The sequence below is a fragment of the Salinicola lusitanus genome (assembly GCF_038648475.1).
GTDB classification, from domain to species: domain Bacteria; phylum Pseudomonadota; class Gammaproteobacteria; order Pseudomonadales; family Halomonadaceae; genus Salinicola; species Salinicola lusitanus.
In genome coordinates this window covers 2,256,433-2,282,439 of the sequence record NZ_CP151919.1, presented here as the reverse complement: position 1 = coordinate 2,282,439, position 26,007 = coordinate 2,256,433, and the positions used below count along the sequence as shown (strand labels likewise).

At 66.6% G+C, this 26,007-nt stretch carries 24 protein-coding genes; 12 read left to right on the top strand and 12 right to left on the bottom strand.

Annotated features, from left to right (window positions below):
* Positions 1 to 17 precede the first annotated feature (17 nt).
* From AAGT95_RS10555 to AAGT95_RS10540, 4 genes are all read right to left on the bottom strand, one after another.
* Positions 18 to 722 (bottom strand): HAD-IB family hydrolase, encoded by a 705-nt coding sequence (locus AAGT95_RS10555; protein WP_342596461.1) that lies wholly within the window; start codon positions 720 to 722, stop codon positions 18 to 20.
* Positions 723 to 802: 80 nt separating this feature from the next.
* On the bottom strand, positions 803 to 1,582 hold the full coding sequence (locus tag AAGT95_RS10550; protein ID WP_110602681.1) for a slipin family protein: 780 nt from the start codon (positions 1,580 to 1,582) through the stop codon (positions 803 to 805).
* A gap of 63 nt (positions 1,583 to 1,645) precedes the next feature.
* A complete protein-coding gene (locus tag AAGT95_RS10545; RefSeq protein ID WP_342596460.1) occupies positions 1,646 to 3,016 on the bottom strand; it encodes a nodulation protein NfeD in 1,371 nt (456 codons plus the stop codon).
* A 55-nt stretch (positions 3,017 to 3,071) separates the two neighbouring features.
* Positions 3,072 to 3,776 carry a haloacid dehalogenase type II gene (locus AAGT95_RS10540; RefSeq protein WP_342596459.1) on the bottom strand — a complete coding sequence of 235 codons (705 nt, stop codon included), beginning with the start codon at positions 3,774 to 3,776 and terminating at the stop codon, positions 3,072 to 3,074.
* A 117-nt stretch (positions 3,777 to 3,893) separates the two neighbouring features.
* On the opposite strand from AAGT95_RS10540, the gene AAGT95_RS10535 reads away from it, so the two are divergent.
* Both AAGT95_RS10535 and AAGT95_RS10530 read left to right on the top strand, forming a co-directional pair.
* A complete protein-coding gene (locus tag AAGT95_RS10535; protein WP_110602676.1) occupies positions 3,894 to 4,892 on the top strand; it encodes a GlxA family transcriptional regulator in 999 nt (332 codons plus the stop codon).
* A gap of 91 nt (positions 4,893 to 4,983) precedes the next feature.
* The gene (locus AAGT95_RS10530; RefSeq protein WP_110707696.1) at positions 4,984 to 6,243 is read left to right on the top strand and encodes a TauD/TfdA family dioxygenase; all 1,260 of its coding nucleotides are present in this window, start codon (positions 4,984 to 4,986) and stop codon (positions 6,241 to 6,243) included.
* Between the two features lie 6 nt (positions 6,244 to 6,249).
* On the opposite strand, the gene AAGT95_RS10525 is transcribed toward AAGT95_RS10530, so the two are convergent.
* The 4 genes from AAGT95_RS10525 to AAGT95_RS10510 all read right to left on the bottom strand — a co-directional run bounded on the left by AAGT95_RS10525 (position 6,250) and on the right by AAGT95_RS10510 (position 9,855).
* Complete coding sequence (locus tag AAGT95_RS10525; protein ID WP_342596458.1) at positions 6,250 to 6,723, bottom strand: thioesterase family protein; 474 nt, start codon at positions 6,721 to 6,723, stop codon at positions 6,250 to 6,252.
* A 17-nt stretch (positions 6,724 to 6,740) separates the two neighbouring features.
* Positions 6,741 to 7,712, bottom strand: a complete 972-nt coding sequence (locus tag AAGT95_RS10520; protein ID WP_342596457.1) for an L-carnitine dehydrogenase — start codon at positions 7,710 to 7,712, stop codon at positions 6,741 to 6,743.
* 99 nt (positions 7,713 to 7,811) lie between these two features.
* Positions 7,812 to 8,693: a 3-keto-5-aminohexanoate cleavage protein gene (locus AAGT95_RS10515; RefSeq protein WP_342596456.1), complete on the bottom strand. Its 882-nt coding sequence runs from the start codon at positions 8,691 to 8,693 to the stop codon at positions 7,812 to 7,814.
* A 142-nt stretch (positions 8,694 to 8,835) separates the two neighbouring features.
* Positions 8,836 to 9,855, bottom strand: a complete 1,020-nt coding sequence (locus AAGT95_RS10510) for a GlxA family transcriptional regulator (protein WP_342596455.1) — start codon at positions 9,853 to 9,855, stop codon at positions 8,836 to 8,838.
* Positions 9,856 to 9,950: 95 nt separating this feature from the next.
* Between AAGT95_RS10510 and tmpA the strand changes: the two genes are divergently transcribed.
* The 5 genes from tmpA to argC all read left to right on the top strand — a co-directional run bounded on the left by tmpA (position 9,951) and on the right by argC (position 15,127).
* Positions 9,951 to 11,081, top strand: a complete 1,131-nt coding sequence (gene tmpA / locus AAGT95_RS10505; protein ID WP_342596454.1) for a 2-trimethylaminoethylphosphonate dioxygenase — start codon at positions 9,951 to 9,953, stop codon at positions 11,079 to 11,081.
* Entirely contained in the window at positions 11,078 to 11,710 is a 633-nt protein-coding gene (locus AAGT95_RS10500; protein ID WP_342596453.1) for an HD domain-containing protein, read from the top strand. The genes tmpA and AAGT95_RS10500 overlap by 4 nt, the downstream gene beginning before the upstream one ends.
* Before the next feature lie 15 nt (positions 11,711 to 11,725).
* A complete protein-coding gene (locus AAGT95_RS10495) occupies positions 11,726 to 12,682 on the top strand; it encodes an ABC transporter substrate-binding protein (protein ID WP_342596452.1) in 957 nt (318 codons plus the stop codon).
* A 160-nt stretch (positions 12,683 to 12,842) separates the two neighbouring features.
* Positions 12,843 to 14,093 (top strand): pyridoxal phosphate-dependent aminotransferase, encoded by a 1,251-nt coding sequence (locus tag AAGT95_RS10490; protein ID WP_342596451.1) that lies wholly within the window; start codon positions 12,843 to 12,845, stop codon positions 14,091 to 14,093.
* Positions 14,094 to 14,155: 62 nt separating this feature from the next.
* A complete protein-coding gene (gene argC, locus AAGT95_RS10485; RefSeq protein ID WP_342596450.1) occupies positions 14,156 to 15,127 on the top strand; it encodes an N-acetyl-gamma-glutamyl-phosphate reductase in 972 nt (323 codons plus the stop codon).
* A gap of 54 nt (positions 15,128 to 15,181) precedes the next feature.
* On the opposite strand, the gene AAGT95_RS10480 is transcribed toward argC, so the two are convergent.
* The 3 genes from AAGT95_RS10480 to AAGT95_RS10470 form a co-directional block, all read right to left on the bottom strand.
* On the bottom strand, positions 15,182 to 16,069 hold the full coding sequence (locus AAGT95_RS10480) for an NAD(P)-dependent oxidoreductase (protein ID WP_342596449.1): 888 nt from the start codon (positions 16,067 to 16,069) through the stop codon (positions 15,182 to 15,184).
* Positions 16,070 to 16,144: 75 nt separating this feature from the next.
* Positions 16,145 to 16,651 (bottom strand): cupin domain-containing protein, encoded by a 507-nt coding sequence (locus AAGT95_RS10475; protein ID WP_342596448.1) that lies wholly within the window; start codon positions 16,649 to 16,651, stop codon positions 16,145 to 16,147.
* A 53-nt stretch (positions 16,652 to 16,704) separates the two neighbouring features.
* The gene (locus tag AAGT95_RS10470; RefSeq protein ID WP_342596447.1) at positions 16,705 to 18,018 is read right to left on the bottom strand and encodes a CynX/NimT family MFS transporter; all 1,314 of its coding nucleotides are present in this window, start codon (positions 18,016 to 18,018) and stop codon (positions 16,705 to 16,707) included.
* Positions 18,019 to 18,152: 134 nt separating this feature from the next.
* Between AAGT95_RS10470 and gcvA the strand changes: the two genes are divergently transcribed.
* Positions 18,153 to 19,082 carry a transcriptional regulator GcvA gene (gcvA, locus tag AAGT95_RS10465; protein WP_342596446.1) on the top strand — a complete coding sequence of 310 codons (930 nt, stop codon included), beginning with the start codon at positions 18,153 to 18,155 and terminating at the stop codon, positions 19,080 to 19,082.
* A gap of 101 nt (positions 19,083 to 19,183) precedes the next feature.
* Positions 19,184 to 20,050 carry an NAD(P)-dependent oxidoreductase gene (locus AAGT95_RS10460; protein ID WP_342596445.1) on the top strand — a complete coding sequence of 289 codons (867 nt, stop codon included), beginning with the start codon at positions 19,184 to 19,186 and terminating at the stop codon, positions 20,048 to 20,050.
* A 282-nt stretch (positions 20,051 to 20,332) separates the two neighbouring features.
* Here the strand turns inward: AAGT95_RS10460 and AAGT95_RS10455 are convergent, their stop codons facing one another.
* On the bottom strand, positions 20,333 to 21,052 hold the full coding sequence (locus AAGT95_RS10455; protein WP_342596444.1) for a DUF4396 domain-containing protein: 720 nt from the start codon (positions 21,050 to 21,052) through the stop codon (positions 20,333 to 20,335).
* 470 nt (positions 21,053 to 21,522) lie between these two features.
* Between AAGT95_RS10455 and fucP the strand changes: the two genes are divergently transcribed.
* From fucP to AAGT95_RS10440, 3 genes are all read left to right on the top strand, one after another.
* Positions 21,523 to 22,821 carry an L-fucose:H+ symporter permease gene (gene fucP / locus AAGT95_RS10450; RefSeq protein WP_342596443.1) on the top strand — a complete coding sequence of 433 codons (1,299 nt, stop codon included), beginning with the start codon at positions 21,523 to 21,525 and terminating at the stop codon, positions 22,819 to 22,821.
* 425 nt (positions 22,822 to 23,246) lie between these two features.
* Complete coding sequence (locus AAGT95_RS10445; protein ID WP_110602652.1) at positions 23,247 to 24,800, top strand: DHA2 family efflux MFS transporter permease subunit; 1,554 nt, start codon at positions 23,247 to 23,249, stop codon at positions 24,798 to 24,800.
* Positions 24,793 to 25,983, top strand: a complete 1,191-nt coding sequence (locus AAGT95_RS10440) for an HlyD family secretion protein (protein ID WP_342596442.1) — start codon at positions 24,793 to 24,795, stop codon at positions 25,981 to 25,983. Before AAGT95_RS10445 ends, AAGT95_RS10440 begins: the two co-directional genes overlap by 8 nt.
* Positions 25,984 to 26,007 lie beyond the last annotated feature (24 nt).

Here is a 26,007-nt window from a genome sequence, read left to right as displayed (position 1 = left end):
GGGGTCGCGCGTGGGCATCAACGCCACTGCAGGATCGGCCAGCCGCGCGCCTCGGCGGTCTCCCGCAGGCGGGCATCCGGCTGGGTGGCGTGGGGGTGATCGACGAATTCCAGCAGCGGCAGGTCGTTGTAGGAGTCGCTGTAGCCCCAGGTCTCCCAACCTTCGGCAAAGCCGGTGTCGTGGGCGTCGAGCCACTGGGCGAAGGCGTCGAGCTTGCCGCGCTGGTAGGTCTGGATGCCGGTGGGCTCGCCGGTGAAACAGTCGCTGGCATCCAGCTCGGGCAGCGTGGCCAGCGCCCCGTCGGCCCCGACGGCGTCGGCGATGGGTCCGACCAGGTGATGCATCGAGGCGGAAATCACCAGAGTGGCATGGCCATCCCGGCTATGCTGCTGCAGCCGTTCCACCCCGGGCCGCATCAGCCGCGGGCGGACCGAAGACTCGACGAACGCCTCGACCTGCTCGCGAACGCTCCGGCGCGAGCGGCCAACGAGCGGCGCCAGCGTGAAACGCAGATGATCGGTCATGTCCAGCGTGCCGGCATGGTACTGCTCGTCGTGGGCACGCATCTGGGCCAGCAGGCTGTCGCCATCGGCGACCCAGCCACACGCGATGATCCACTCCAGCCAGAGGTGGGTGCAATCGCCGTCGAGCAGGGTGTCGTCGAGATCGAAGATGGCCAGGGCGGACGGCGGGCGTGACGGAAGAGGTCGTGACGTAGCCAAGCGTGACTCCGGTTCAATCGGCTGAGGATGACGTCAGGATACACGCTGGCGCCGCGACGGACAGCGTCCGCCAGCGTCGATCAATCGTCCTCCTTCGGGGCGGCCGCGCCGGAGAATCCCCTCATCGTCTTGAACGCTTCCATGATGTCCATCGGCAGCGGAAAGACGATGGTGGAGGCGTTCTTGTTGCTCATGTCACTCATGGTCTGGAGGTAACGCAGCTGCAGCGCCGCCGGATTGCGCGACATGATGTCGGCCGCCTCGACCAGCTTCTCGGCCGCCTGCTGTTCGCCCTCGGCGTGGATCACCTTGGCGCGGCGCTCGCGCTCGGCCTCGGCCTGACGGGCGATCGCCCGAATCATGCTTTCGTCGAGATCGACATGCTTGATCTCGACGTTGGCGACCTTGATCCCCCAGGCTTCGGTCTGGGTATCGATGATCTCCTGGATGTCGTCGTTGAGCTTGTCGCGTTCGGAGAGCATCTCGTCGAGATCGTGCTTGCCCAGCACCGAGCGCAGCGTGGTCTGCGCCAGCTGGCTGGTGGCGTTGACGTAGTTCTCGACCTGGATGATCGCCTTCTGCGGATCGACGACGCGGAAATAGAGCACCGCATTGACGCGCACGGTGACGTTGTCCTGCGAGATGACGTCCTGCTCCGGCACGTCCATGGTGATCACGCGCAGGTCGACCACCTGCATCTTCTGGACCACCGGAATCAGGAAGAACAGCCCCGGCCCCTTGACGTCCTGGAAGCGCCCCAGGAAGAACACCACGCCACGGCGATACTCCGGCAGGATCCGGACCGACGCCAGCAGCAGCAGAATCAGCAGTACCACGGGTACCAGATAGGCGAACATCATCTCGTCTCCTTCCTGCAGGACAGCCTTCCGCCTCGTCCTGGCGACGGGCGTGGGGCCTCGGTTTCAGTTCGATGTCGGCGGGCGCGCGACGCCGGTCGGTTCGACGCTGACGGTCAATCCGTCCAGTGCCGTTACCCGCAACTTGTCACCCTTGTGAATTCGGGCCTCTCCGCGGGCCCGCCAGCGCTCGCCATGCAGCAGCACCTTGCCGCGCCCGGCGGCAAAGTCCCCCAGCGCCACCGCCTCGGCCCCGATCAGCTCCTCGCGACCGGTCAACGGGAGCCGCCGGCGCACCCCCATCAGGCGTATCACGCCCCACAGCAGGAAACCGGCCGCCACCAGCGCGGTGCCGCCGATCAACGGCCACGCCACGGCACTGTTGGCCTCCTCCATCAACAGGATGGACCCGATCACGAAGGCGGCGATACCGCCCACGCCGAGCGCTCCGAAGCTGGGCAGAAAGGCTTCGCCGACGATCATCACCAGGCCGAGCAGGACCAGTCCCAGCCCCGCCAGATCGATCGACAACACCTGAAAGGCGAACAGCCCCAGCAGCAGGCTGATGGCGCCGACCACGCCCGGAACGATCGTGCCGGGACTGGCGAGTTCGAACACCAGCCCGTAGAAGCCGATCAGCAGCAGCCCGTAGGCGATGGTGGGATTGGCGATGAACGACAGCAGCGAGGTGCGCCAGTCCGGCAGTTCCCGAACGACCTCGATACCCTCGGTGGAGAGCGTGCGCGTGCCGTCTTCCAGCGTCACCCGCCGGCCGTCCAGCTGCGCCAGCAGGTCGTCGAGATCCGTGGCCACCAGATCGATGACGTTGCGATCCAGCGCCTCCCGCGCCCCCAGATTGGCCGCCTCGCGCACCGCCTGTTCGGCCCAGTCCGCGTTGCGACCGTGGCGTTGTGCGTAGCCGCGGATCGTGGCCACGGCATCTTCGACCATCTTGCGGTGCATCGCCTCGCCGTTGGCGTTCTCGCCCGTCGTGTCTCCCAGCGTCACCGGCGTGGCGGAGCCGAGATGGGTACCCGGTGCCATCGCCGCTATCGGGCTCGCGTAGAGCAGATAGGTACCCGCACTGGCCGCGCGAGCCCCGCTCGGCGTGACGTAGATCGCGACCGGCACCTCGGAGACGAGTATGGACTGGGCTAGCCGGCGCATCGACTCGACCTGGCCCCCGGGCGTATCGAGTTCCACGACCAGGAGCGAGGCCCCCATCGACTCGGCCTGGCGAATACCGCGTTCGACGTAGTCCCGGGTTGCCGGATTGATGCTGTCATCGAGGGTGAGTACCAGCGCCCGCGAGGCGGAGGAAGCCTGCACCAGCGCCGCCAAGGCCAGCAGCCCGCCTACCACCAGGCAGGCGAGCCAACCAGCGCGGCGCTGACGACGCGTCGGGAACCTGCGAGTACCACCCGTCGAATGGAACATACCCGCAGCGTAGTCAGTTTTTCGTGTCGATGCCGTTAATCAGTCGTCGCGAGAGTCAGGGCTGCAGCTTTCCCTCGCGCCTGAGCATCACCTCGAACTGGTCCGCCAACGCCTCCATGTCGGGAGCCATCATATCGGGAGGATCGCCCCAGGGTTCGAACGGCAGCTTGGGGTTGCGCTGGACCCAGGCGGCGCGCAGCCCGGCATAGCGCGCGCCGATGATGTCGAAAGGATTGGCGGAGACCAGCCAGGTATTGTCGGGGCGGCTGTGAGTACGTCGCCGCAGGTGTGCGTAGACGACGGCATCTGGCTTGAACCGTCGCACCTCCTCGACGCTGACGATGTCGTCGAACATCGCCAGCAGGCCGGCGTTGTCGAACAGCAGCTCGATGCTCTGGCGGCTGCCGTTGGAGAACGCCACGCAGCGCACGCCCAGCTTGCGGATACGCTCGAGCGCGGCGGGAACCTCGCTGAAAGCGGGCAGGCGGCGATAGGCGGCCATCAGGCTCTGCTTGAACTCCTCGCCGAAACGGGTACCCCACTCCTGATCGACCAGGTCCAGCGCTTCCCGTTTACACTGGGAGAAATCGGCGTAGGCGCCCATCAGCCCCCGACGGAAAGCGAATTCGAGCTGCTTGTCGCGCCAGCGATCGGCGAAGCGGGACGCCTCATCGCCGAGCCGGGCGCGAAGCGTGGAAACCACGCCCTGCGTGTCCACCAGCGTCCCGTAGACATCGAAAGCCAGTACCGGTGTCTGCATGTATTGGATCCTTGGTCAAAGTGCTTCATGTCGTTTTTTTTGTCACCATGAGCTCATGGAATCGAAAAAACCCGAACAAAATCATTGTTCTATTTTGTAATCACCGAGTGACATTTCATGCGCCTGGACTACATGGGACCGTTTCCCGAACCCGTGGGTTTTCTGCTCATCCCGCGTTTCTCGATGATGGCGTTCTTCTCCGCGGTAGAGCCGCTGCGCATCGCCAACCGGCTTGCCGGTCGCGAGCTCTACCGGTGGTCGCTGATCAGCGAGGACGGCCGCCCGGTGACCGCCAGCAACGACATGACCCTGCTCGTCGACTGCGGCCTGGCCGATGCCCCCTCCCTGCCGACGCTGGCGGTGTGCGCGGGTTTCGAACCCGAACGCGATCTGCCGCGCCGACTCACCCAGTGGCTGCACCGCCGGGCCAGTGAAGGCTGCCTGCTGGGCGGCATCGATACCGGCCCGCTGCTGCTGGCGGAAATGGGGTTGCTCGACGGTCACCGCCTGACGCTGCACTGGGAGAGCCTGCCGGCGTTTCGCGAGCGGTTCCCGACGCTGGAAGCGGTCGAGTCGCTGTTCGAGATCGACGCCCGCCGCTTCACCTGCGCCGGCGGTGCCGCGGCCATGGACATGACCCTGAGCATGATCGCCGGACGCCACGGCCAGGCGCTGGCCGACGACATTTCCGAGCAGTTGATTCACGCCCGCCTGCGCCCGCGCCAGGAGCACCAGCGCCTGCCGCTGGCGAAACGCCTCGGCACGCACCGCCGACCGCTGGTCGACGCCGTCGCGTTGATGGAACGTCACCTGGAACAGCCGCTGTCGATGACCACGGTGAGCGAACGGATCGGGCTCTCCATGCGCCAGCTCCAACGCCTGTTTCTCGACGAGCTGGGACGGCGACCGCGGGACTACTACCTCGAACTGCGTCTGGATCGCGCGCGTCATCTGCTTGAGGAGACCGATCGCGATATTCTCAGTATCGGTCTGGCATGCGGCTTCGGCTCGGCCTCGAGCTTCTCCCGCGCCTATCGCCAGCAGTACGGGGCGCCTCCCAGCGCATCGCGGCGCCCCCACGGGCTTCCAGCGCCCCCTGCCAATCACGGCCAATAACCTCAATAAAATGGCGGTTAAGCGCAATCCCGGCGCCGGGTCATCCGCCACGCTGAGTCGATCCCCAGCAGCGATGCCTTCGGAGTCCCTCATGTCAGCCGCCTCGGATCCACGCTCACACGCCCTTCCCGCCACGCCCGACTTCGACGCCTGGCCGGTCGATCACGCCATCACCGGTCTCTCCCACGACGACCGGCAACTGACGATCACCTGGCAGGATGGCCGCAGGAGCCGCTACCACAGCATCTGGCTGCGCGAGAACGCCGCCGATGACAGCACGGTCAACCCGGCGACCCGGGAACGTATCCTCGATCTCTCCCGATTGGGGGCGTGGCCGACCCTCGGCGAAGCCCGCCTGGAAACCAGCGGCGCGGTCACGCTCGAGTTTCTGCCCGAGCGACGCCGCCTGTCGTTCCACCCCGGCTGGCTGCGCGCCCACGACTACGATAACGAGACCGCCACCGAAGCCCCGCTGGTGGCGACGACACACTGGCGTGGCGCCGAACGCAGCGAACCGACCACGCTCGACGCCAGCGGCTGGATGGACGTCGAACTCGACGCCTCCAGCACCGACCCGCTGCTGGAACAGGCGCTGGAGGCGGTCATCGGCGAAGGGTTGGTCAGACTGCGCAACCTGCCCGTCGAACCGGGCAGCCTCGATCTCATCGCACGCCGCATCGGCCCGCCACGACCGACCAACTTCGGCCACCTGTTCGACGTTCGCGCCAAGCCGGACCCGGACTCCAACGCCTACACCTCGATCGCCCTGCCGCCCCACGTCGACCTGCCGACGCGGGAGTACCAGCCGGGCCTGCAGCTGTTGCACTGCCTGGAGAACGATACCGTCGGCGGCGAGGCGGTGATGATGGACGGCTTCGCCGTGGCCGAGGCCCTGCGCGAGCGCCATCCCGAGCACTTCGCGACGCTCACCCGCGTGCGCTGGTGCTACGCCAATACCGCCAGGACCAGCGACTACGTCTGGTTCGATCCGATGATCAAGCTCGATGCCCGGGGCGAGTTCGATGAAGTCCGCATCGCGGATTTCCTGCGCGGCCCGCTGATGGCGCCATTCGACGACGTCGAGCCCGCCTATGCGGCGCTGATGGCGCTGCAGCGGTTGCTGCGCGAGCCTGAGTTCGCGCTGCGCTTCAGCTACGCGCCCGGTGACCTGGTGATCTTCGACAACCGGCGCCTGCTGCATGCTCGCGACGCCTTCGACGTCAGCCAGGGCGGCCGTCGCTGGCTACAGGGGTGCTATCTGGAGCGCGACGAGGCCCGCTCCCGCCTGCGCATGCTGCAGCGTGCCCGGCGCCGGGAGCGAGTCGCCTCTTCGGTGGCGTCAGGAGCCTGACGCCGGCTAGTCCCGCCTGATACCGATGCGCCGCCCGGCAGCGCTCGGCCACGCATCCCCCGCGGTGGGCAGCGTCATCAGCTCGGCGGCTACCGGCGCGGGGAACGGTGCCGGGCGTCCGCTGGCCACATCGATCCCCATCAGCATCTGCTCGCTGGTGGCGAGCACGTCGCCATCCACGTTGTTGAGCGTGAACAGCACGTGCAGACGCTTGGCATCGCTGTCGAGCAGCGTCAGTGTCACGCTCAGCCCCTCGCCGCGATGGGCCTGCTGGCGATAGCAGAGGTGGGTCTCGAGGGTGTAGATCGTATAGCCATGCTCGGCGCGACCCGCTTCGTCGAGACCGATGCGATCCATCAGCGCCTCCACCGCCAGCGAGAATACCCGGGCGTACTCGGCATCGTTCATGTGGCCGTTATAGTCGACCCAGGCGTCCTCGACCCGGGTATGGAACAGCGGCTCGTCCGGACTCGCGCTCATCAGATCCGTCTCATTCATTAAATTCGACCCTGGAGCCCTTCGGCCTCCGGCCAGTATTTCCGGGTCAGCGCGAGCAGCTCGGTGAGAAACGCATCGCGGCGTGTCTCGAGCTCGGCAACGCTGCGCCCGGCGGCCTGATGCTCGCAACCGTCGGCCACCTTGTCGATCAGCTCGTCGGTCAACTCCGGCGCTTCCAGCTTGGTCCACGGCAGTTTCAGTGCCGGGCCGAACTGGTGCAGCATGTGGCGCATGCCGCCGTCACCGCCGGCCAGATGGAACGTCAAGAACGTCCCCATCAGCGACCAGCGCAGACCGCAGCCGTAGACCACCGCCGCGTCGATCTCCTCGGTGGTGGCGACCCCGTCGTTCACCAGGTGCAGCGCCTCGCGCCACAGCGCCTCCATCAGCCGGTCGGCGACGTGGCCTTCGATCTCGCGACGCACCACCAGCGGACGCATGCCCAGTGCGGCGTACTGCGCCTGGGCGCGTTCGATCACCTTGGGCGCGGTGTGCTCGCCACCGACCAGTTCCACCAGCGGCAGCAGATAGACCGGATTGAACGGGTGCGCCACGATCACGCGGCCGGGCTCGCGGGTGCAGGCCGACTGCAGATCGCTCGGCTTGATCCCGGAGGTCGACGAGCCGATCACCACGCCCGGCGCGGCCAGGGCGTCGAGCTGGCGCAACACGTCGTGCTTGAGCGCCAGCCGCTCGGGCACGTTCTCCTGGATCAGCTCGGCGCCCTCGACAGCGGCTTCGAGGGAATCGACGAAGGTCAGCGCCGCGGGATCGGCGTTCTCGGCGAGCCCCAGCCGCTCCAGCGCCGGCCAGGCACGCTCGACGAAGGCGCGGGTGCGCTCGGGGGCCGTGGCATCTGGGTCGAAAGCGGTGACCCGGCAGCCGGCAGCCAGGGCGCGGGCGATCCAGCCGTTGCCGATCACGCCGGTGCCGATCACGGCAACGTTGCGGGGAAGTTCGGAAGCGGTCATCAGGGCACTCCATGACGATGCGAAACAGGATTGACGGCGAACGCGCACTCGGGAGATGGCCGGGGCGCGTTCACGGAAAACGGGAGAGTTCAGGCGAAATCAGGGCTTGCGCAGTCCCAGCGACTCGCGAGTCTGCGCCGGCGTCTGCACCCTGCCGCCGAGGTTCTCGGCGATGGTGGCGGCACGCTCGACCAGTTGGGCGTTGGTGGCGAAGACGCCCTTGCTCAGGTAGAGATTGTCCTCCAGGCCAACCCGCATGTGCCCGCCCAGGATCATCGACTGCGCCGCCATCGGGAACTGCTGGCGACCGATGCCGAACGCCGACCAGATCGCGTTTTCCGGCAGTTTGTTGCGCATCGCCAGCATGGTCTCGGTGTCCGCCTCGGCGCCCCAGGGAATCCCCAGGCAGAGCTGGAACAGCGGGTCGCCGTCGATCAGCCCCTCTTCGACCAGCTGACGGGCGAACCAGACGTGGCCGAGATCGAAGCACTCGAGCTCCGGCTTGACCCCGGCCTGCTGGATCAGGCGCGCATGCTCGCGCAGCCAGTCGGCGCTGTTGAGATAGACCATATCGCCGAAGTTGAGGCTGCCGCAGTCCAGCGTGCACAGCTCCGGCAGCAGCTCGCCCACCGGGTGGTGGCGCTCCGCCGCCGTCTGCAGGTCGGTGCCCTCGAGCCCGTGGATCACGCCGTCGCGAATCTCGGGGTAGAGATCGCCACCGCCACCGGCAGTGATGTTGATCACCGCGTCCACGTCGGAGTCGCGGATGCGCTCGACCACCTCGCGGAAGTGATCGGTCGAGTGGCTGATGCCACCGGTCTCCGGGTCGCGTACGTGAAGGTGAACGATGCTGGCACCGGCACGGGCGGCGTCCAGCGCGCTGTCGGCGATCTGGCGCGGGGTGATCGGCAGGTCAGGGTGCTTGCCGGCGGTATCGCCGGCGCCGGTCACGGCACAGGTCAGGATGACGTCGCGATTCATGGAATCCTCTCTTGGTCCGGCCGCGACTCGTTGGCCGTTCGCGGCGGTGCATGAGTGCACCCGGTGGGTGCCTGTCGATGTCATCCATTGTGGTTGTCGCCGGGCCCCGCAAGTTGTCATAAGACGCCATGAAATTGACGCTTCACGACACGCTTCTTCCCCGCTGTGCCGTGGTTCGCGGCGACTCGCCGAACCGTGCCCGGTAGATCCGGGAGAAATGCGCTGGCTGGGTGAATCCTGCCGCCAACCCGGCCTGAGTCACGCTGGTTCGGCTATCGGCGAGGATCTGCCGGGCCCGATCGAGTCGCAGCGATAGGTAGCGACCCTTCGCCGTTTCGCCGCGATAGCGCTGAAAGAGCCGGTTGAGCTGGCGCTGGGACTGGCCGACCCGTTGGCAGATCTCCGGGATCGTCAGCGGCTGCGCCAGATTGGCCTCCATGATCGCCTCCGCCCGACGCACGCTCCGGGGTCGATACGCCGAGCCGGCCCGCCCCTCGCCATCCTCCTGGACGCAGGGGTCCAGGCGCGAGTGCACCAGCTGCCGGCTCAGCGCCGCGACCAGGTTGGCCCCGTGCTCCCGCTCGATGAAAGCCATCATCAAGTCGAGACTGGCCGCACCACCGCCGCCCGTCAGACGCTGGCGATCGAACCGGTAGCGGGCGTCGCTCAGGGCGAGACCGGGGAACTCTTCCGCGAAGGCCGGTGCGCTCTCCCAGTGAAGGGCCACTTCGAAGCCGTCGAGCAACCCGGCCCGGGCCAGAATGAAGGCCCCCGTCTCCAGCGCCGCGAGCAGACCGCCATGGGCCGCGACCTGACGCAACGCCGCCCAGTGCGACGAGGCCACCGTCGCTTCGGCCTCGTAGGAGGCCACCACGAACAGATTGTCGAAGATCGGCGTTCGCCCCAGTGCCGCATCGACATCGACGGTCACGCCGTTGCTGGCGGTCACCGGCCTACCATCGTTGGAAAACAGCCGCCACGCGAACAGCGAGCGCCCGAAACGATTGGCGACGCGCAGCGGCTCGAGCAGACAGTAGAGCGTCAGCATCGAGAACTTCGGCAGCAACCAGAGATTGACCGTGACGTCCGCCTCCTCGGGCGACAGCACGGGCGGCAGGTCGGGGCGGGGATAGAGCCATTCCGGCGTCGAATGATCGGACATGGCGAAAAGCGTCGCCGATACGGCCAAAAATATCAATTGCCTCGGCGCGACACCTCCTAGGGTATCAGGACACTGACCCACCGAGAGATGTCGCCATGGATGTTTTCGTCGAGATCATTCCCGGCACCCACGCTCGCCAGCTGAGAGTGGTCGAGGGCAATCGGGAAACGCGCTTCCACGCGCTGTGGCTACGCGAGCGCTCCCCCGATGCGGAAACGCTCGATCCCCGCACCGGCCAGCGGCTGATCGAGGCGGCTGCCTTGCCGCAGGACCTGGCGCTGACCGGCGCAGCGTGTGACGGCGAGACGGTCGACTTGACGTTCAGCGACGGACATCGTGCCCGTTTCCCCTGGCGTGACCTGCATCCGGCGCCGCCGGCCGGCGCCATCCATGAGCACTGGGATGCGTCGCTGGCGATCATGCCGAGTGCCGATTTCAGCCAGGCGCTGGAGCGCGACGACGCCCTGTCGGAGATGCTCGAGGGGCTCGAGCGCTACGGTTTCGTCAAGGTCAGCGGCGTACCGCTGACGCTCGATGGCATGATGCCGCTGGTGGAGCGCCTGGGGCCGCTGCGTCGGACCAACTGGGGCGGCATCGCCGACGTCAAGTCGATCGCCGATGCCTACGACCTGACCATGACGCAGCGCGGGCTCGAACCGCATACCGACAACCCCTATCGCGATCCGATACCCGGCTATATCTGGCTGCACTGCCTGAGCAACGCCGATAGCGGCGGTGACAGCACGCTGACCGACGGCTTCATGGCCGCGAAGCGCCTGCGCCGGGACGATCCCGACGCCTTCGACTGCCTGACCCGCACCTCGACACGATTCCGCTACGTCGACGATGACGCCCACCTGGAAAGCGAGGGTCCGCTGATCGAACTCGACCCCCGCGGCAAGGTGATCCGGGTACGCTACAACAATCGCACCGAGCGCATCCCGCCGTTGCCGCCCGAGCAGTTGGAGCGCTACTACGCCGCCCGGCGCGCCTTCTTCGCGCTGATCACGGCGCCGGAACTGACCCTGACGCCCAAGTTGGCACCCGGCGAGATGCTGATCATGGACAACTACCGGCTACTGCACGGACGCACTGCCTTTCGGCTGAGCCAGGGCGTTCGCCATCTGCGCCAGGGGTACGTCGATCGCGACACCACCGCCAGTCGACGACTGACGTTGCGTCGCCAGGCCGGTATCTCCCTTCACTCGCTGGAGGAGTCCGCATGAACGCCACGTTTACCCGGTTCGATCATAGCCAGGCGGATGACTGGCGCGAGATCGACCTCCACTTTCGCGACTACCGCGAAGGCGTGGTCGATCGCGTGGTCGCGCATCTCCTTCGTCTCGAGGGCGACACTCACGGCTACCCCGTCGACCGCTATACCCACTGCCTGCAGACGGCGACGCGCGCCGAGCGTGCCGGTGCCGACGAAGAGACCGTCGTCTGTGCCCTGCTCCACGATATCGGCGACGACCTGGCCCCGGACAACCATGCCGAGATCGCCGCCGCGATCCTGGAGCCGTTCGTCGACCCGCTGAACCTGTGGATGATCCGTCATCACGAGCTGTTCCAGGGCTATCATTACCGCCACTTCTACGGCCTGGATCGCCACGCCCGTGACGACTATCGCGATCACCCTGCCTACCCGCGCACGGTCCGCTTCTGTGACGAGTGGGACCAGACCTCGTTCGACCCCGACTACGACACGCTGACGCTCGCGCATTTCCGCCCGGCCCTCGAACGGGTTCTGGGGCGTCCGCCGTTCGAGGGCGCCGGGCTGCCAGAGGTCCGAAACGCATCAGCGGAGCCCAGCCCCGGAATCGATACCCGGAACCGACACCCGAAATCGACATAACAACGAGGAGTCATCATGACACTACGCCCCGCACTCGTGGCCGCCACGCTGCTGCCACTCTCGCTGATGACCGCATCGGTCGCGGCATTCGCCCAAGACCCGCAGCCGGACGAGGCCGACAGCGTCAATTTCGTCGTCCCCCCCTGGCCGGGGGTCACGGTCAAGACCGAAGTCTTCAGCCAACTGATCGAACCGCTCGGCTACGACAGCGAGACCCAGGAGGTCAGCAGCACGGTCGGCTATCAGACGCTGCAGACCGGTGACAGCGACGTGTTCCTGGCCGGCTGGATGCCAGCCCAGCAGGAGAGCCACGATCAGGCGATGGCCAGCGGCAAGATCGAGGATCTCGGCACCAACGTCACCGGCGCGCGGATGGGCTTCGCGGTGCCCGGTTACGTCTACGACGCCGGCGTTCACAGTGCCGAGGACCTGGCCGCGCACCGTGACCGGTTCGGCGGCCGTTTCTACTCGATCGAGTCCGGCTCGACGGTCAGCACGTTCATCCACGACGCCAAGGACCGGGACCTCTACGGGCTGGGCGACTGGCAGATTCTCGAATCCTCGACGCCGGGCATGCTGTCGGAGGTCGACACCGCCTTCAACGACAAGCGCTGGATCCTCTGGTACGGCTGGACCCCGCACTGGATGGCGCCGGCCTACGACATGCACATCCTCGACGACCCGGAGTCGGTCTACGGCCCCGACAACGGCAAGAGCGAGGTGCGCACCATCGTCAACAAGGCGTTCGCCGAGGCCAACCCCAACCTAATGGCACTGCTCGGGCAGTTCACCCTGACCGCCGACGAGCAGAGCGAATTCATCGACGGCTATGGCCGCCAGGAGCGCTCGGCCGAAGCGGTCGCCCGGGAGTGGTTGCAGGATCATCCCGACCGCGTCGCCGAGTTCCTCGATGGCATTACCACCCGCGACGGCCGACCGGCACTCGAAGCGGTAAACGCCAGCCTGCAGTAACGTCTCGCCCCGACCGGCATCGTCCTGCCGACGCCGACAAGGCGACGCACGGCCACCGAGCAGGCACGCCCCGCTCGGTGGCTGTTCGTGGCAACGCGGAATCGTTAGTCTGTCACCATCAGCCAGCTTCCACTCCGCGACTCGCCACCACGGGACCACCATGCGTTCAGCCGACCCACACACCCCGTCTCCCCGCTTTGCCCAGTTGACCCGACGCATCGCCGGCGAGGGCGCCAGCGCCTGGAACATCCACTTCCGTGCCAAGGCGCGCCAGGCCCGTGGCGAGGACGTGATCGTCCTCTCGGTGGGCGATCCCGATTTCGACACCCCGCCCTCGATCGTCGACGCCGCTGTCGACAGTCTGCGGCGCGGCGTGACCCACTACGCCGACGTTCAGGGCAAGCCGGTCCTGCGCGAGCGCATCGCGGCCTTTCATCGCGCCCATGGCGGCCAGCCCGAGACGAGCGCGGACCACGTCGCCGTGCTCGCCGGCGCGCAGTGCGGTCTCTACGCCACGGCCCAGTGCCTGCTCGATCCGGGCGACGAGGTGATCATCCCCGAACCGGCCTATGTCACCTACGAGGCGGTGGTGCAGTCCACGGGCGCGGTGCCGGTGTGGGTCCCGCTGCCGGCCGACGAAGGCTTCCAGCCCCGATCGGCCGACATCGAGGCGGCGATCACGCCGCGCACCAAGGCGATCCTGATCAACAGCCCGCACAACCCAACCGGCCAGTGCCTGACACCGGCGCTGTGGCAATCGATCGCCACGCTCTGCCGCGATCACGACCTGTGGTTGATCGTCGATGCCGTCTACGCCGACCTGGTCTTCGACGGCGAGCACCTCAGTCCCGACAGCCTGCCGGGCATGGCAGAGCGCACCGTGGTGATCAGCAGCCTGTCGAAATCCCACGCCATGACCGGCTGGCGGCTCGGCTGGGTCGTCGGCCCGCGGCCCCTGATGACCCATCTGGTCAATCTCGCCCTGTGCATGCTCTACGGCTGCCAGCCGTTCATCCAGGACGCGGCCATCGCCGCTTTCGACGCACCGCCGGCGGCGCTGGAGGCGATGCGCGAGACCTACCGCCAGCGCCGCGATGCGGTGGTCGAGACCCTGCGCGACAGCGAGACCGTCGCCACGCTGCCACCCGCCGCCGGGATGTTCATGATGATCGACATTCGCGCGACCGGGCTCAGCACCCACGCCTTCGCCGACCGCCTGCTCGACGAGCATGGCGTATCGGTGCTCGCGGGCGAGGCGTTCGGCGCTTCCGCCGCGGGCTTCGTGCGGCTGAGCCTGACCGTGGATGCCGACCGCCTGCGCGAGGCGTGTCGGCGAATCGAGCGCTGCGCCCAGGAGTGCCAGGGCGAGTCCCGACTGGCGGCCCAGCCGCTCAACGGCATGACAAGCTGACCCCGAACCCCCACAATAACGCGATCACGATATCGTCAAAGATCACTGGCAGGACAACGCCCATGGCATCTCCGGACTCATCCCAGCGCACCTTCAAGGTCTACGTCGACGGCCAGGAAGGCACCACCGGTCTGCGCCTGTTCGACTATCTCCAGGCCCGCGACGATATCGAGCTGCTGCGCATCGACAGTGACAAGCGCAAGGATCCGGCCGAGCGAGCACGCCTGCTCAACGCCGCCGACGTCGCCTTTCTATGCCTGCCGGATGCGGCCTCCCGCGAAGCCGCGGCGATGGTCGAGAATCCGAACACCTGCCTGATCGATGCCAGCACGGCGTTTCGCACCGATCCGGGCTGGGTCTACGGGCTGCCGGAGCTTGACGAGGGCCAGCGCGACCGGATTCGCGCCAGCAAGCGCATCGCCAACGTCGGCTGCCACGCCAGCGCCTTCATCCTGCTGGTACGGCCGCTGGTGGACGCCGGGCTGCTACCGGCGGACTATCCGCTCTCCGCCTTCTCGCTGACCGGCTACAGCGGTGGCGGCAAGGCGATGATCGCCGACTACCAGAACGACGGTGACGGCCGCCTGAACGCGCCACGCCCCTATGCCATGGCGCTCGGCCACAAGCACCTGCCGGAGATGCAGCAGCATGGCCGCCTGGCGCAGCCGCCGGTGTTCTCACCGATCGTCGGCCCGTACCTGAAAGGGTTGATGGTCAGCGTGCCGTTGCAGCTCTCGCAGCTGCCCGCGGGCGTGGGCGCGGAGGAGCTGCTCGACGCCTATCGCGCGCACTACGCCGACGAGCCGTTCGTCCGGGTACGGCCGTTCGAGGCACTCGACAATCTGGACAACGGCTTCTTCGACGTCCAGGGCGCCAACGAGACCAACCGTGTCGACCTGTTCGTGTTCGGCAACGACGAGCGCGTCTGCCTGGTTTCGCGGCTCGACAACCTCGGCAAGGGCGCCGCGGGCTCCGCCGTGCAGAACATGAACGTGCATCTGGAGGTGGACGAGGCCACGGGCCTCGGCGTCTGACATCTCTCCCGCCGGGGCCATCGGCCAGCCCGGCCCCGGCAGGTTCGACAACCGCTATCGGCGGCGATAGCGATCCAGATACGCGTGGATCGCCGCGATGTCCTGCTCGCCATGGCCGGCATTGACCGCGTCGAACCAGAGATTGCGGATCTGGGCCAGTGACGGCAGCGCCTCGTCGTCTCCCGCTTCCAGCGCGAGCCCTGCATCCTTCAGCCCCCACTGCAGCGCCATCTGTGGATCGAAGTCGCCACTGGCGATCGTGTCCAGCTTGAGCTTCATGTAGGGCGTGGCCAGCGGCCCCCCTTCGAGCACCTGCCACAGGTCGTCGGCCGCGAAGCCGAGCGCGTCGGCGAGGTGAGCGGTCTCGGCGATCCCCTGCATCATCGAGATCAGCCAGGCGTTGATGACGACCTTCATTCGCGCGCCCTGCCCGGCCCTCCCCAGCCAGTGGGTCTGCTTGCCCAGCACCTCGAAGATCGGCTCGACGATGCCTGCCGCGCGCTCTCGATCGCCACTGGCCAGTACGACTACCGAGCCCTGCTCGGCCGGAGCCTTGGTGCCGGAAACCGGCGCGTCGATGAAGACGATGTCGTCTCGCGCTTCCTCCACCTCGGCGATCAGCCGATCGGTCTCGGCAACGCCGAGCGTCCCCATCTGAATCAGCACCGCGCCTTTTGCCATCCCCGCCAACGCCCCGTGGTCGCCCAGCAGGAGATCACGGGTTATCGCCAGATCCGGCAGCATGACGATGACCGCCTGCGCATCGGCAACGGCATCGGCGGCGGAGTCGGCAAGTCTGGCGCCACCATTGACCAGGTCGTCAGCCTTGTCGGGTGAGCGGTTCCAGACACTGACATCGAAGCCGGCCTCGAGCAGGTTGGCGGCGAAAGCGTGGCCCATGGCACCCAGGCCAAGCACAGCGACGGAGCGGGAATCGGACATCAGCAAGATCCTCGATAAAGTGTAGGCTCCTAACTATAGACGACACCGCCGTTGTTCAAGCGCGAGAGGCTACCTTTACCGCCATAGCGACGGCAGCGATCCGCCGACAGGATCGGCATCCGGCAACGCGACCGCGGCAACCCGCCGGCAGGCGGCGGCGAATCGGGCGGGGTCGCCACGTTCGACTTCCCAGCGCTGCCCCGGGGGGTAGGCGCCGACCATGGCGAAGTCGTCGCTGGAAGCGAGATTGGCGTGACCGACGCCCGCCGGCAGCACCAATACGTCGCCGGCGGCGATCTCGTGCTGACTGCCGTGGGGGCCGCCCAGCCGGATCCGCGCCCGGCCGCGAAACACGCCCAGCGCCTCGTGGGCGGTGGAATGGAAATGGTCGAAATCGAACAGACCGTAACGCCACTCGGGCGGCCACCGATGGGCCGCGAACAGCGCCTCGAACGTCGAGGCGGCGCGCTCTCCTGCGGCATCGATGAGCTGTCGATAGATCAGCACCGGCAGTGGCGCATTGGGAAAGCCACTGGCCTCGTCGGCGTCGATCAGCAAGGCTTCAGGGCGGGATACCGGCATCGCTCTCTCCTCCAGACGGGAACGACTCTCTAGACAGGCACGACTCTCGAAGCCTAGGTGGGCGCCGCCGTTCCGTCATCCTCGCGTGCCGTCATCGGCATTCGACGGACGGCGACCAGACTCGCTGCCGCGAACGCCAGCATCGGCCATAGCGACAGGCTCGCCCGGGAGAACGCTTCCGCCATCCAGCCGCCGACCATCGGCATGACGAAGGCCAGGGTGTAGCCGACGAAAGACATGCCGGCGGTCAGCGAGGCCACCGCCTCACCGCGCTCCAGGCAAGGCGGCAAGGCCATGATCAGGGTCAGCTCGAGGGTGATGCCGAAACCGGAAATCACCAGCGCGACCAGGGCGGGCCAGCCCTCCATCCCCAGGAACCCGACCAGCCCCAGCACGCCGAGCGCGGCGAAGATCCCCACTGGCCAGCGCCGGCCGATCCAGCGTCGTCCCCGCCACAGCATCACGAGCGAGGCCGCCAGCGGACTGGCATTGTAGAACAGCAGCGCCAGGGCCAGCAGGTCGGTCTCGCCGCGGGCATCGAGTATGCTGCTCATGTAGGCATTGGTCGCCATGAAGAGCCCGACCGACGCGGCCAACGGCACCCCCATCAGCCAGACCCGGCGCGAGCGCAGCGAAATGCCGCGTCGGGAGCCACTCTCGGCCTCCGGTGGCTCGCGGGTACCTCGCGGCGCCTTGCGCAGCTTCAACACCAGCAGCGCCACGATCATCAACGCCGGCAACGACCACAGCAGCATCGCCACCTGCCAGTCGCCGCCGGCCAGTTTCAACACGATGGGACGGGTGGCGCCGGCGCCGATAAGTTCGCCCACCGTCATGCCGTTGAGATAGACCGTGCTGCCCAGCGCCAGGTGGCGTGGTGTCCAGTCACGCAACAGCGCCGGTACGGTCACCTGCATCAGCGCCAGACCCAGCCCCATCACCACCGAGGCGGAGAACAGCACGGGAGCGGAGAGCGTCAAGCCGCGCGCGCCGGAACCGAGCGTCACGATGACCAGCGCCAGCACCAGCGCTCGCAACATGCCGATTCCCCGGGCAAACCGCACCGCCAGCATCATGCTCAGGGCCAGCACCACGTAGGGCACGGTGGTCAATGCTCCCATCGCCGCGCTTCCCAGCGAGAGCGCCTCGGCGATATCCCCGGCCAGTGGCGGCGCGATCAGAATCGGCAGCCGCATGTAGAGACCGACCAGCCAGAGCAGGGCCAGCGTGCTCCAGGGCAGTGCCTCGCGGGCGACCGACGGCAAGACAATTCGTTTGCGAGAGAGAAATCCCATGATGCCACCCATCAACGACGACTCGAGCTTGCCGCTCCGCGAGTGCGGGGCGGTCCCGGCTGCCGAAGCCACGTCGATCCGTTCATCGATGAGGAAAAATCACCGTTTCGGAGTTTCGCGACAGCCGAACCATCTCGCAATCTAGGCAAGTGGCCGGCTGACGACAAAAGAGACTTGTTGCCATAATGGATGAGTTATTTTCATCCATGGGGCCACGCCCGATGCGCTACCTGCCGTCACTCAACGCCCTGCGCGCCTTCGAGGCCGCGGCCAGACACGAGAGCTTCCATCACGCCGCCGAAGAGCTCCACGTCACGGCATCGGCGATCAGTCATCAGGTGCGCGGCTTGGAGAGCGTGCTGCAGACCACGCTGTTCCTGCGCCGCACCCGCCAGGTCGTGCTGACCGACTCGGGGCGCCGTCTGCTCGAAGGCGTTCGCGACGGGCTGGATCGCATCGGCGAAGCCGTCGCCGCGGTCACCCCCAGGCCGGAGGACCCCGTGCTGACAGTCTCGACGGTGCCGTTCTTCGCCAGCGGGTGGCTGATTCCGCGACTGGCCGATTTCCAGTCCCGCTACCCGGCCTACCAGGTAAGGCTGGAGACTTCCGTCGATCTCGTCGATGTCGAGCAGGCGGACGTCGACATGGCGATCCGCTACCTCTCCAGGCCGCCGGCCGCCAACCTCGAGACGCGGTTCCTGTTCCACGAGCGGCTGACCGTGGTCTGCTCGCCCGCCCTGGCGGAGAGGCTGAAGACGCCCGAGGATCTCACCGGCGTGACCCATATCCAGACCCGGCTGCGCCCGGAGGGCTGGCGGGCATGGCTCACTCCCCGAGGCCTAGCCCACCTGGACGATGGCAGCGGCCCGACCTTCGACAACGATACGCTGGCGCTGGAGGCGGTGATGACCGGGCTCGGTGTCGCCATCACGCATCAGGAGATCGCCCACCCGCTGATCGCCAGCGGCCGCCTGATCGAACCTTTCGGTGCCGGTCACGTGATCGGCCTGAGCTGCTACTGGGTCAGCACCCACCGGCGCAGCCGGCTGCCCAAGGTAGTCGCCTTTCGCGACTGGCTGCTCGAGCGCCTGGCCGACGAGGGCCTGTTCGATGCCGGCCGCCCGCCCCACCGGTGAGGAGCCCGACCGGGAGACGCACTAGACGGAAGGCGTATGGCCCGGGCACCCGACTTGACCGACAGTGGTTGTCATACAAACTCTGGATAAGGCGACAACCGATGACGATGAGCCTGGCATTGATCGCTCCCGGCGCCATGGGCGCCGCCATCGCCCGGCGCCTGACCGACCATGGCGCCGACGTCATGACCACCCTGGCGGGACGCAGCGCCGGCAGCATCGAGCGGGCACGGCGCGCGGGGATGCGCGACGTCGACCTCGCCCAACTGATGCACGCCGACCTGCTGCTCTCGGTGGTTCCTCCCGCCGAGGCGGAGTCGCTGGCCCGGCAACTGGCGCCCCTGATGGCCGCCAGCGAGGCGCCACCGATCTACTGCGACTTGAATGCCGTCAGCCCCGCCACGCTCGCTCGCGTCGAACGCATCGTTCACGCCAGCGGTGCGGCGTTCGTGGATGGCGGCATCATCGGCCCGCCGCCGTCGGACAGGGCCATGCCGCGGATCTACGTGGCCGGCGAACGAGCCTCGTCGCTGGCCAGGCTCAACGATCTCGGTCTCGACGTCCGTGTTCTCGAAGGCGGGATCGGCAGCGCCTCGGCGTTGAAGATGTGTTTCGCCGGCATCAACAAGGGCATGACGGCGCTGACCACGCTGATGCTGATCGCGGCCGGCCGCAGTGGCGCCGGTGGAGCCCTTCGCGCGGAACTCGAACACAGTCTGCCGGAGGTCGTCGACCGCATCGACAATGGCATTCCGGACATGCTGCCCAAGGCATGGCGCTGGCACCCGGAAATGCGCGAGATCGCCGACTTCCTGGATACCACCGCCCCGGACGGCGAGAACATGGCCGGCCGTCACGCTTTCGAAGGGTTCGCGGCCCTCTACGAACAGCTGGGAGACAGTGCTCGCAACCAGGAGATGAAGCGCCTCCTCGACAGCCTGATCGAGCCGTCCCCTGCCAAGGCGTGAACTCTCCCCAAAAGATCGACGCTCGGTGGCCGGGCAAGGCAGAGGTCAGCGACAGACCGTCAGGGTTAGCGATCGGGACAGCGCCGCCGCGGGAAGCGCGAGCGACAAGGATGTGGCGGGTCAAAAAGGAGATCGCGAGTCAAGAGCGCACCGGACTGACGCTCCCGATGCCCCGAGGCGATGCGCCTTTTTACATGGGCTGGCGCGCCAGTCGATGATCGATGCCGTTAAGGTGAGCGCAGACATGTTTCAGGCAACGCATGGCGCGCTCACCCGGCACGGCTACATGCCGTGCTTGATCCCGCGCTCGATCAGTAGCCAGTTGGCGGGGTAGGAGGTCATGAAGCCGACCAGCATCGCGATCTGCATCATGAACCAGAACGGCGCGGTGAACGCATCCATCTCCCCCAGCCAGGCGTGTAGCGCGATCAGCATCCACAGGTACATGCCGATCTGGAAGGCGATCAGCGACAGGGTATCGGCCTTGATCGCGTCCTTCAGCGCCTGTGCCGGGCCGGCATCGCTCATCGCCCGGATCGGCAGATACTGGAACAGCACCCCGAACAGATAGGCGCCGACGAACGCCAGCGCAAAGTGCCCCAGCACCGTCGAACCCAGCAGGGCGAAGCCGGTGGCCGTGGCGATCGGCGCGGTGACCACGTCGCCCAGCGTGCAGCCGCCGCCGCAGTGGGTGGCGGAGACGAAGACGCTCTGCCACTTCGGCTTGTCGCTGCCGTGATGATGCCCATGATCGTGGCCGTGATCGGCGTGGGCGTGATGGTCATGGCCCGCCTGATCCTGCTGGCCCGCCGCAGCCCTAGGCGCCGCACGCCCCATCTTGCAGTAGGCCCACCAGCCGACAAGCGGCATGTAGAGCCCCGTGATCGGCCAGGTCACGTTCATGATCGACATCGGTTGGGGGCGCCTCGAGACGTCGACGGCAATCGCCACCGCGGTGGCGCCCCCCAGCAGCAGAAAACCCCAGGACCAGACAGTCAACATGGCATCGTCCTCCTTTACGATTCACTGGCGCCGGATATCCGGATCCGGCTGATGACTTGGCGTGTCCTAGGTATAGAAACGCCTGGCGCCGATCACAAGCGACGTGCTGGACACAGGTTGCAAGGTGCCACGCGCCATGGCTTCACGACTTTCCCACGAAACGTTCAACGTCTCGTCCGGCAGAACGGCGTTAAATTACCTAAATAGATCGGAGCCCCGCCCGTATCGGCGTGAAAAACGTCGGCATTGAATGAATATTACGAAAATATGGAGCACATGCCCCGAAAGGCGTCAATACCACCATGGTCCGGCGCGTGGGTGGCAACAATTCCCTTACCGTTCTAATGATGAACGGCTACTTTATAAGCCACCTCGCTTAATGCATCATCTCGCGCCAGCAAACGCGCTGACACGACGAGGTCGGGTCGGTAACGCTCAATTCAGGACTTGTCATCACGAGGATTTCGCTCATGCCCGACATGCAACGACCGAACTATCGCAGCGCGCTGATCGTCGTCACGACGATCTTCTTCATGTGGGGATTCATCACCTGTCTCAACGACATTCTGATCCCCCACCTGAAGGCGGTCTTCTCGCTCAACTACACCCAGACCATGCTGATCCAGTTCACCTTCTTCGGCGCCTATTTCATCATGTCGTTGCCGATGGGCAAGGTGCTGGCGAGGATCGGCTACAAGAACGCCATCAGCCTGGGCCTGCTGATCGCGGCCGTGGGCGCGGTGATGTTCTACCCCGCCGCCCGGGCACCCTCCTATCCGCTGTTTCTGACTGCCCTGTTCGTGCTCGCCAGCGGGGTGACGATGCTGCAGGTCGCAGCCAATCCCTATGTCAGCCTTTTGGGCCCGGAAGGCTCCGCGTCCAGCCGGCTCAACCTGGCCCAGGCGTTCAACTCACTCGGCACCACGCTGGCGCCCTACTTCGGCGGGATGCTGATCCTGGGCGCGGCAGTGCTGGGCGCCAGCGAGCTGGCCGACATGTCCAGCGCCGACCGGATGGCCTACAAGGTCCAGCAGGCCCAGAGCGTGCAGCTCCCCTACCTGCTGCTGGCGGCAGTGCTCGCCATCCTCGCGGTCGTGATCTACCTCTGGAAGCTGCCCAACTTCAAGGACCAGGCCCGCGACGACAGCCCCACCGAGAAAGTCACCGCCGCCCAGGCGCTGCGCCATCCCCACGTGCTGTTCGGCGTGATCGGTATCTTCGCCTACGTCGGCGCCGAGGTCTCCATCGGCAGCTTTCTGATCAACTACATTTCGCTGCCGGAGATCGGCAACATGAGCGAGAGCGATGCCGCCAGCTATGTCGCCTACTACTGGGGCGGCGCGATGATAGGCCGCTTCATCGGGTCGGCGTTGATGCAGAAGATCCGCCCCAGCCTGCTGCTGGGCCTGTTCGCCATCGTGGCGGCACTGCTCACGATGACCACCATGCTTGCCTCCGGTCATACCGCCATGTGGAGCATCGTCGCCATCGGCCTGTTCAACTCGATCATGTTCCCGACCATCTTCACGCTGGGCATCGCCAAGCTCGGCCCGTTGACCAGCAAGGCGTCGAGCCTGCTGATCATGGCCATCGTCGGCGGTGCCATTCTGCCAGTCGCCCAGGGCGCGATCGCCGACACCGTGGGCATTCACCACGCCTTCGTGCTGCCGCTGATCTGCTACCTGTTCATCGCCTTCTACGGTTTCCGCGGCTCGCGCGTCATCGACCCGCATCCGTCGGTCCGGGACGCGCACCCCGCCTCGTCCTGAGCGCCCCGGCGGCCACCTGAAACGCCCCTCCCGCGAGGGGCGTTTTCGACAGGGCCGTTGGCCCGGTGTGATCAGGTACGGGCCCTGGATCCGTGGCCCGACGGGTCGATGACTTCGCCGATCGCGCGCCACCTACCCAGCGCCCGAGGTGCGCGACCTTAGTCGCAATCCCCTTGAAAGTCATACAACCAAGTCGGGATAATCGCTTAGCGAGCAAAACATAGACGCGTTATCGATTCGCCTGCTTCCTTCATCGACGCCCCTTTCGCCGCAACCACGAAAGCCCTGGCGCCGCCTCCTGCCAGAGCCAGCAACCGATCGCCCCCTCGCGACGGCTGGGGCTGGCTCCATGGCGTGCCCATGAACCGACAAGGAGTGCCATTGCCTCTCACGATCCGGACGATCGCCAGCCGGTGCGACGACGCATGACCCAGGTCGAGCAGCTGTTCGCGCGCTACGGCCCTCGCTATAAGCTCTGGGTCACGCTGACGGTGATGCTGGGGCTGGTGGCACTGGGCATGTCGATCACCATCGTCAACGTGGCCATCCCCTATATCAAGGGCGCTTTCGGCATGAGCGACTCCCAGGTCCAGTGGCTCTCCACCGGATTCCTCGCCTCGACCACGGTATCGCTGTTGATCGCTCCCTGGCTGGTGGCGGCGGTCGGCCAGCGCGCGACCTTCGTGGGACTGCTGCTGGCCTTCATCGCGGCTTCGATCCTGGGTGGCCTGGGTCAGGGCATGGCGGCGCTGGTGGCAGCCAGGATCGTCCAGGGCGGCATGACCGGCTTGATCCGCCCGGTGGCCATGCAGGCGCTGTTTGCCGCCTACCCGCCGGAAGGTCGCGGCATGGCCACCGCGATGTACGGCATGTGCCTGGGGCTGCCGTTGACGCTGGCGACCGTGGTCGGCGGCTGGCTGGTGGAGCACTTCACCTGGCGCTACGTCTTCTTCGTGACCCTGCCGATCTGCTTCGCGGCCATCGTCATGGGGCTGTTCTTTCTGCCGACCCGGGAGCAAAAGGGCCCTCGCCCACCGTTCGACTGGGCCGGTGTCGTGCTGCTGTTCATCGGCGTCTTCTCGCTGCTGGCGGCGCTCTCCAACGGCCAGCGCTGGGGCTGGTACGATCCGCGAGTGCCCGAGCTGATCCTGACCTCGGTGCTCTGCGGTGCCGCCTTCATCGCCTGGCAGAGACGTATCGCCCACCCGCTGCTGGATCTGGCGATCTTCCGCAACCGGCTGTTCGTGGTCGGCACGCTGGCGATGTGCCTGTTCGGTGGCACCTTCTACGGCATCATGTACCTGCTGCCGCAATTCGTGCAGGCGGTGCTGCACTACAGTCCGATCACCGCCGGCCAGATATTCCTGCCCTCCACTGCGGTACTCGGCATCCTGGTGCCGCTGGTGGGCTGGCTCAGCGACCGTTATCCGCCCCACTGGATCACCCTGCCGGGGCTGGCCTGTACCCTGTTCTCGGTATGGCTGATGGCGCAGATGGACTGGAACACCTCGTTTTTCTACCTCGCCGTGGCGATGGGCATTCTCTCCATCGGCATGGCCGCGTTCCCGCCTCCGACGCTCTCCAACGCCATCGCCGGCTTGCCCGGCCATCTCACCGGCCATGGCTCCGGCGCGATCAACTTCGCCCTGCAACTGGGCGGCGCGCTGGGCACGGCCGGACTGGTCATCCTGCTGGATCGTCAGACCGCCTATCACGGCCAGATCCTGAATGCCGGCGTCAACGCCGGCAACACCACCGCCCGCCAGGCCCTGGGGCAACTGACCGACCTGGTGGGCCGCCTCGGCGTGCCGGAAATTCACCAGCCGGCCATGGCCGGCTATCTGCTGGGTCGCATCGAGGCGATCTGGGCGTCGATTCTCGCCTATCAGGATGGCTTCTGGATCCTGATCGGCAGCCTGCTGCTGGTGGTGATCCCCTCGCTGCTGCTCAGCCGCTGGCGCCGTTCGCCCCATGTCTGACTCCGCCCACCCGATCGACGAAGGATGCACCCGCACCATGACCGCCGACGCTTCCCAGCCCCGCAAACGCCGCCTGCCGCGCAGCGCCAAGCTGCTGATACTCGCCATCGTCGTGGTGCTGTGTCTGATCTGGATCGGTCTGGCCGTCGCCCATCGCCTGACCCATGTCAGCGCCCAGGACGCTCGCGTCATGACCGACGAGGTGACCGTCAGCAGTCGTCTCGAGGGTTGGGTGACGACGTTCGACCTGATCGAGGGCGACACCCTGAAACGCGGCGATGCCGTCGCCGCGCTCTACAGCAAGCCGGACCAGCGCCAGCACGAAGCACTGACGGCCAAGGTCGCGACCCAGCAGGCACGTCTGACGTACGAGCAGGCACGGCTGGCGACGGCCCAGAAGCAGTTGAAAGGCGGCATCAGCCTGATGCAGCGTCAACTGGAGGCGAGCAAGGCGGCCGAGAAGGCCGCCCAGGCCCGGCTGACCGAAGCCGAGCGCGATTTCCAGCGCTCCGACACGCTCTACCAGAAACGCTCGGTCTCGGAGCAGCGCCGCGATCAGGACTACTACGCCTATCAGGCCGCACTCGCGGAACACGCCCAGGCGCAGCAGGAGGTGCGAGTCAGCCAGGCCCTGGCCGACAACGCCGAGGTCGGCTTCATCAACGGCTCGCAGATGCCGCTTCCCAATCCCGAAGTGCTGAGACAGCAGGTACGCATCGCCCGCCAGCAACTGGCCGAAACCCGAGCGACGCTGGAGGAACAGCAACTGCGCATCACCGACCTCACGATCGACAGCCCCATCGACGGCGTGGTCGACAAGACGCTCATCGATCAGGGCGAATACGTCAGCGCCGGCCAGCCCATCGTGATGATGCACGACCCCTCGAAGCTGTGGGTGGAAGCCAACATCAAGGAGACCGATGTCGGCGCCCTGCGTACCGGCCAGCCCGTCGCCATTACCGTCGATGCCTTCCCCGACCGGACCTTCAGCGGCCATGTCGCCGTCATCGGCCGCGCCGCGACCAGCCAGTTCGCGCTGCTGCCGGACCCCAACCCCTCGGGCAATTTCACCAAGATCACCCAGCGAATCCCCGTGCGCATCCGCTTCGACGACGGCCCCACCGAACGGATCGGGCCCGGCATGATGGTGGAAGTGGATATCGATGTCGGCGGCACCGGCTGAGGGCAATATTCTTCAATATTCTCC

Bases quoted from the DNA above. Each gene is read 5' to 3' on its own strand.
- AAGT95_RS10460 (WP_342596445.1), top strand. From the start codon at position 19,184: ATGACGATGAGCCTGGCATTGATCGCTCCCGGCGCCATGGGCGCCGCC.
- AAGT95_RS10475 (WP_342596448.1), bottom strand. From the start codon at position 16,651: ATGCCGGTATCCCGCCCTGAAGCCTTGCTGATCGACGCCGACGAGGCC.
- AAGT95_RS10550 (WP_110602681.1), bottom strand. From the start codon at position 1,582: ATGATGTTCGCCTATCTGGTACCCGTGGTACTGCTGATTCTGCTGCTG.
- argC (WP_342596450.1), top strand. From the start codon at position 14,156: ATGGCATCTCCGGACTCATCCCAGCGCACCTTCAAGGTCTACGTCGAC.
- AAGT95_RS10535 (WP_110602676.1), top strand. From the start codon at position 3,894: ATGCGCCTGGACTACATGGGACCGTTTCCCGAACCCGTGGGTTTTCTG.
- AAGT95_RS10445 (WP_110602652.1), top strand. From the start codon at position 23,247: ATGACCCAGGTCGAGCAGCTGTTCGCGCGCTACGGCCCTCGCTATAAG.
- AAGT95_RS10495 (WP_342596452.1), top strand. From the start codon at position 11,726: ATGACACTACGCCCCGCACTCGTGGCCGCCACGCTGCTGCCACTCTCG.
- fucP (WP_342596443.1), top strand. From the start codon at position 21,523: ATGCCCGACATGCAACGACCGAACTATCGCAGCGCGCTGATCGTCGTC.
- gcvA (WP_342596446.1), top strand. From the start codon at position 18,153: ATGGGGCCACGCCCGATGCGCTACCTGCCGTCACTCAACGCCCTGCGC.
- AAGT95_RS10520 (WP_342596457.1), bottom strand. From the start codon at position 7,712: ATGACCGCTTCCGAACTTCCCCGCAACGTTGCCGTGATCGGCACCGGC.
- AAGT95_RS10440 (WP_342596442.1), top strand. From the start codon at position 24,793: ATGTCTGACTCCGCCCACCCGATCGACGAAGGATGCACCCGCACCATG.
- AAGT95_RS10525 (WP_342596458.1), bottom strand. From the start codon at position 6,723: ATGAGCGCGAGTCCGGACGAGCCGCTGTTCCATACCCGGGTCGAGGAC.
- AAGT95_RS10510 (WP_342596455.1), bottom strand. From the start codon at position 9,855: ATGTCCGATCATTCGACGCCGGAATGGCTCTATCCCCGCCCCGACCTG.
- AAGT95_RS10545 (WP_342596460.1), bottom strand. From the start codon at position 3,016: ATGTTCCATTCGACGGGTGGTACTCGCAGGTTCCCGACGCGTCGTCAG.
- AAGT95_RS10500 (WP_342596453.1), top strand. From the start codon at position 11,078: ATGAACGCCACGTTTACCCGGTTCGATCATAGCCAGGCGGATGACTGG.
- tmpA (WP_342596454.1), top strand. From the start codon at position 9,951: ATGGATGTTTTCGTCGAGATCATTCCCGGCACCCACGCTCGCCAGCTG.
- AAGT95_RS10530 (WP_110707696.1), top strand. From the start codon at position 4,984: ATGTCAGCCGCCTCGGATCCACGCTCACACGCCCTTCCCGCCACGCCC.
- AAGT95_RS10480 (WP_342596449.1), bottom strand. From the start codon at position 16,069: ATGTCCGATTCCCGCTCCGTCGCTGTGCTTGGCCTGGGTGCCATGGGC.
- AAGT95_RS10455 (WP_342596444.1), bottom strand. From the start codon at position 21,052: ATGTTGACTGTCTGGTCCTGGGGTTTTCTGCTGCTGGGGGGCGCCACC.
- AAGT95_RS10515 (WP_342596456.1), bottom strand. From the start codon at position 8,693: ATGAATCGCGACGTCATCCTGACCTGTGCCGTGACCGGCGCCGGCGAT.
- AAGT95_RS10540 (WP_342596459.1), bottom strand. From the start codon at position 3,776: ATGCAGACACCGGTACTGGCTTTCGATGTCTACGGGACGCTGGTGGAC.
- AAGT95_RS10490 (WP_342596451.1), top strand. From the start codon at position 12,843: ATGCGTTCAGCCGACCCACACACCCCGTCTCCCCGCTTTGCCCAGTTG.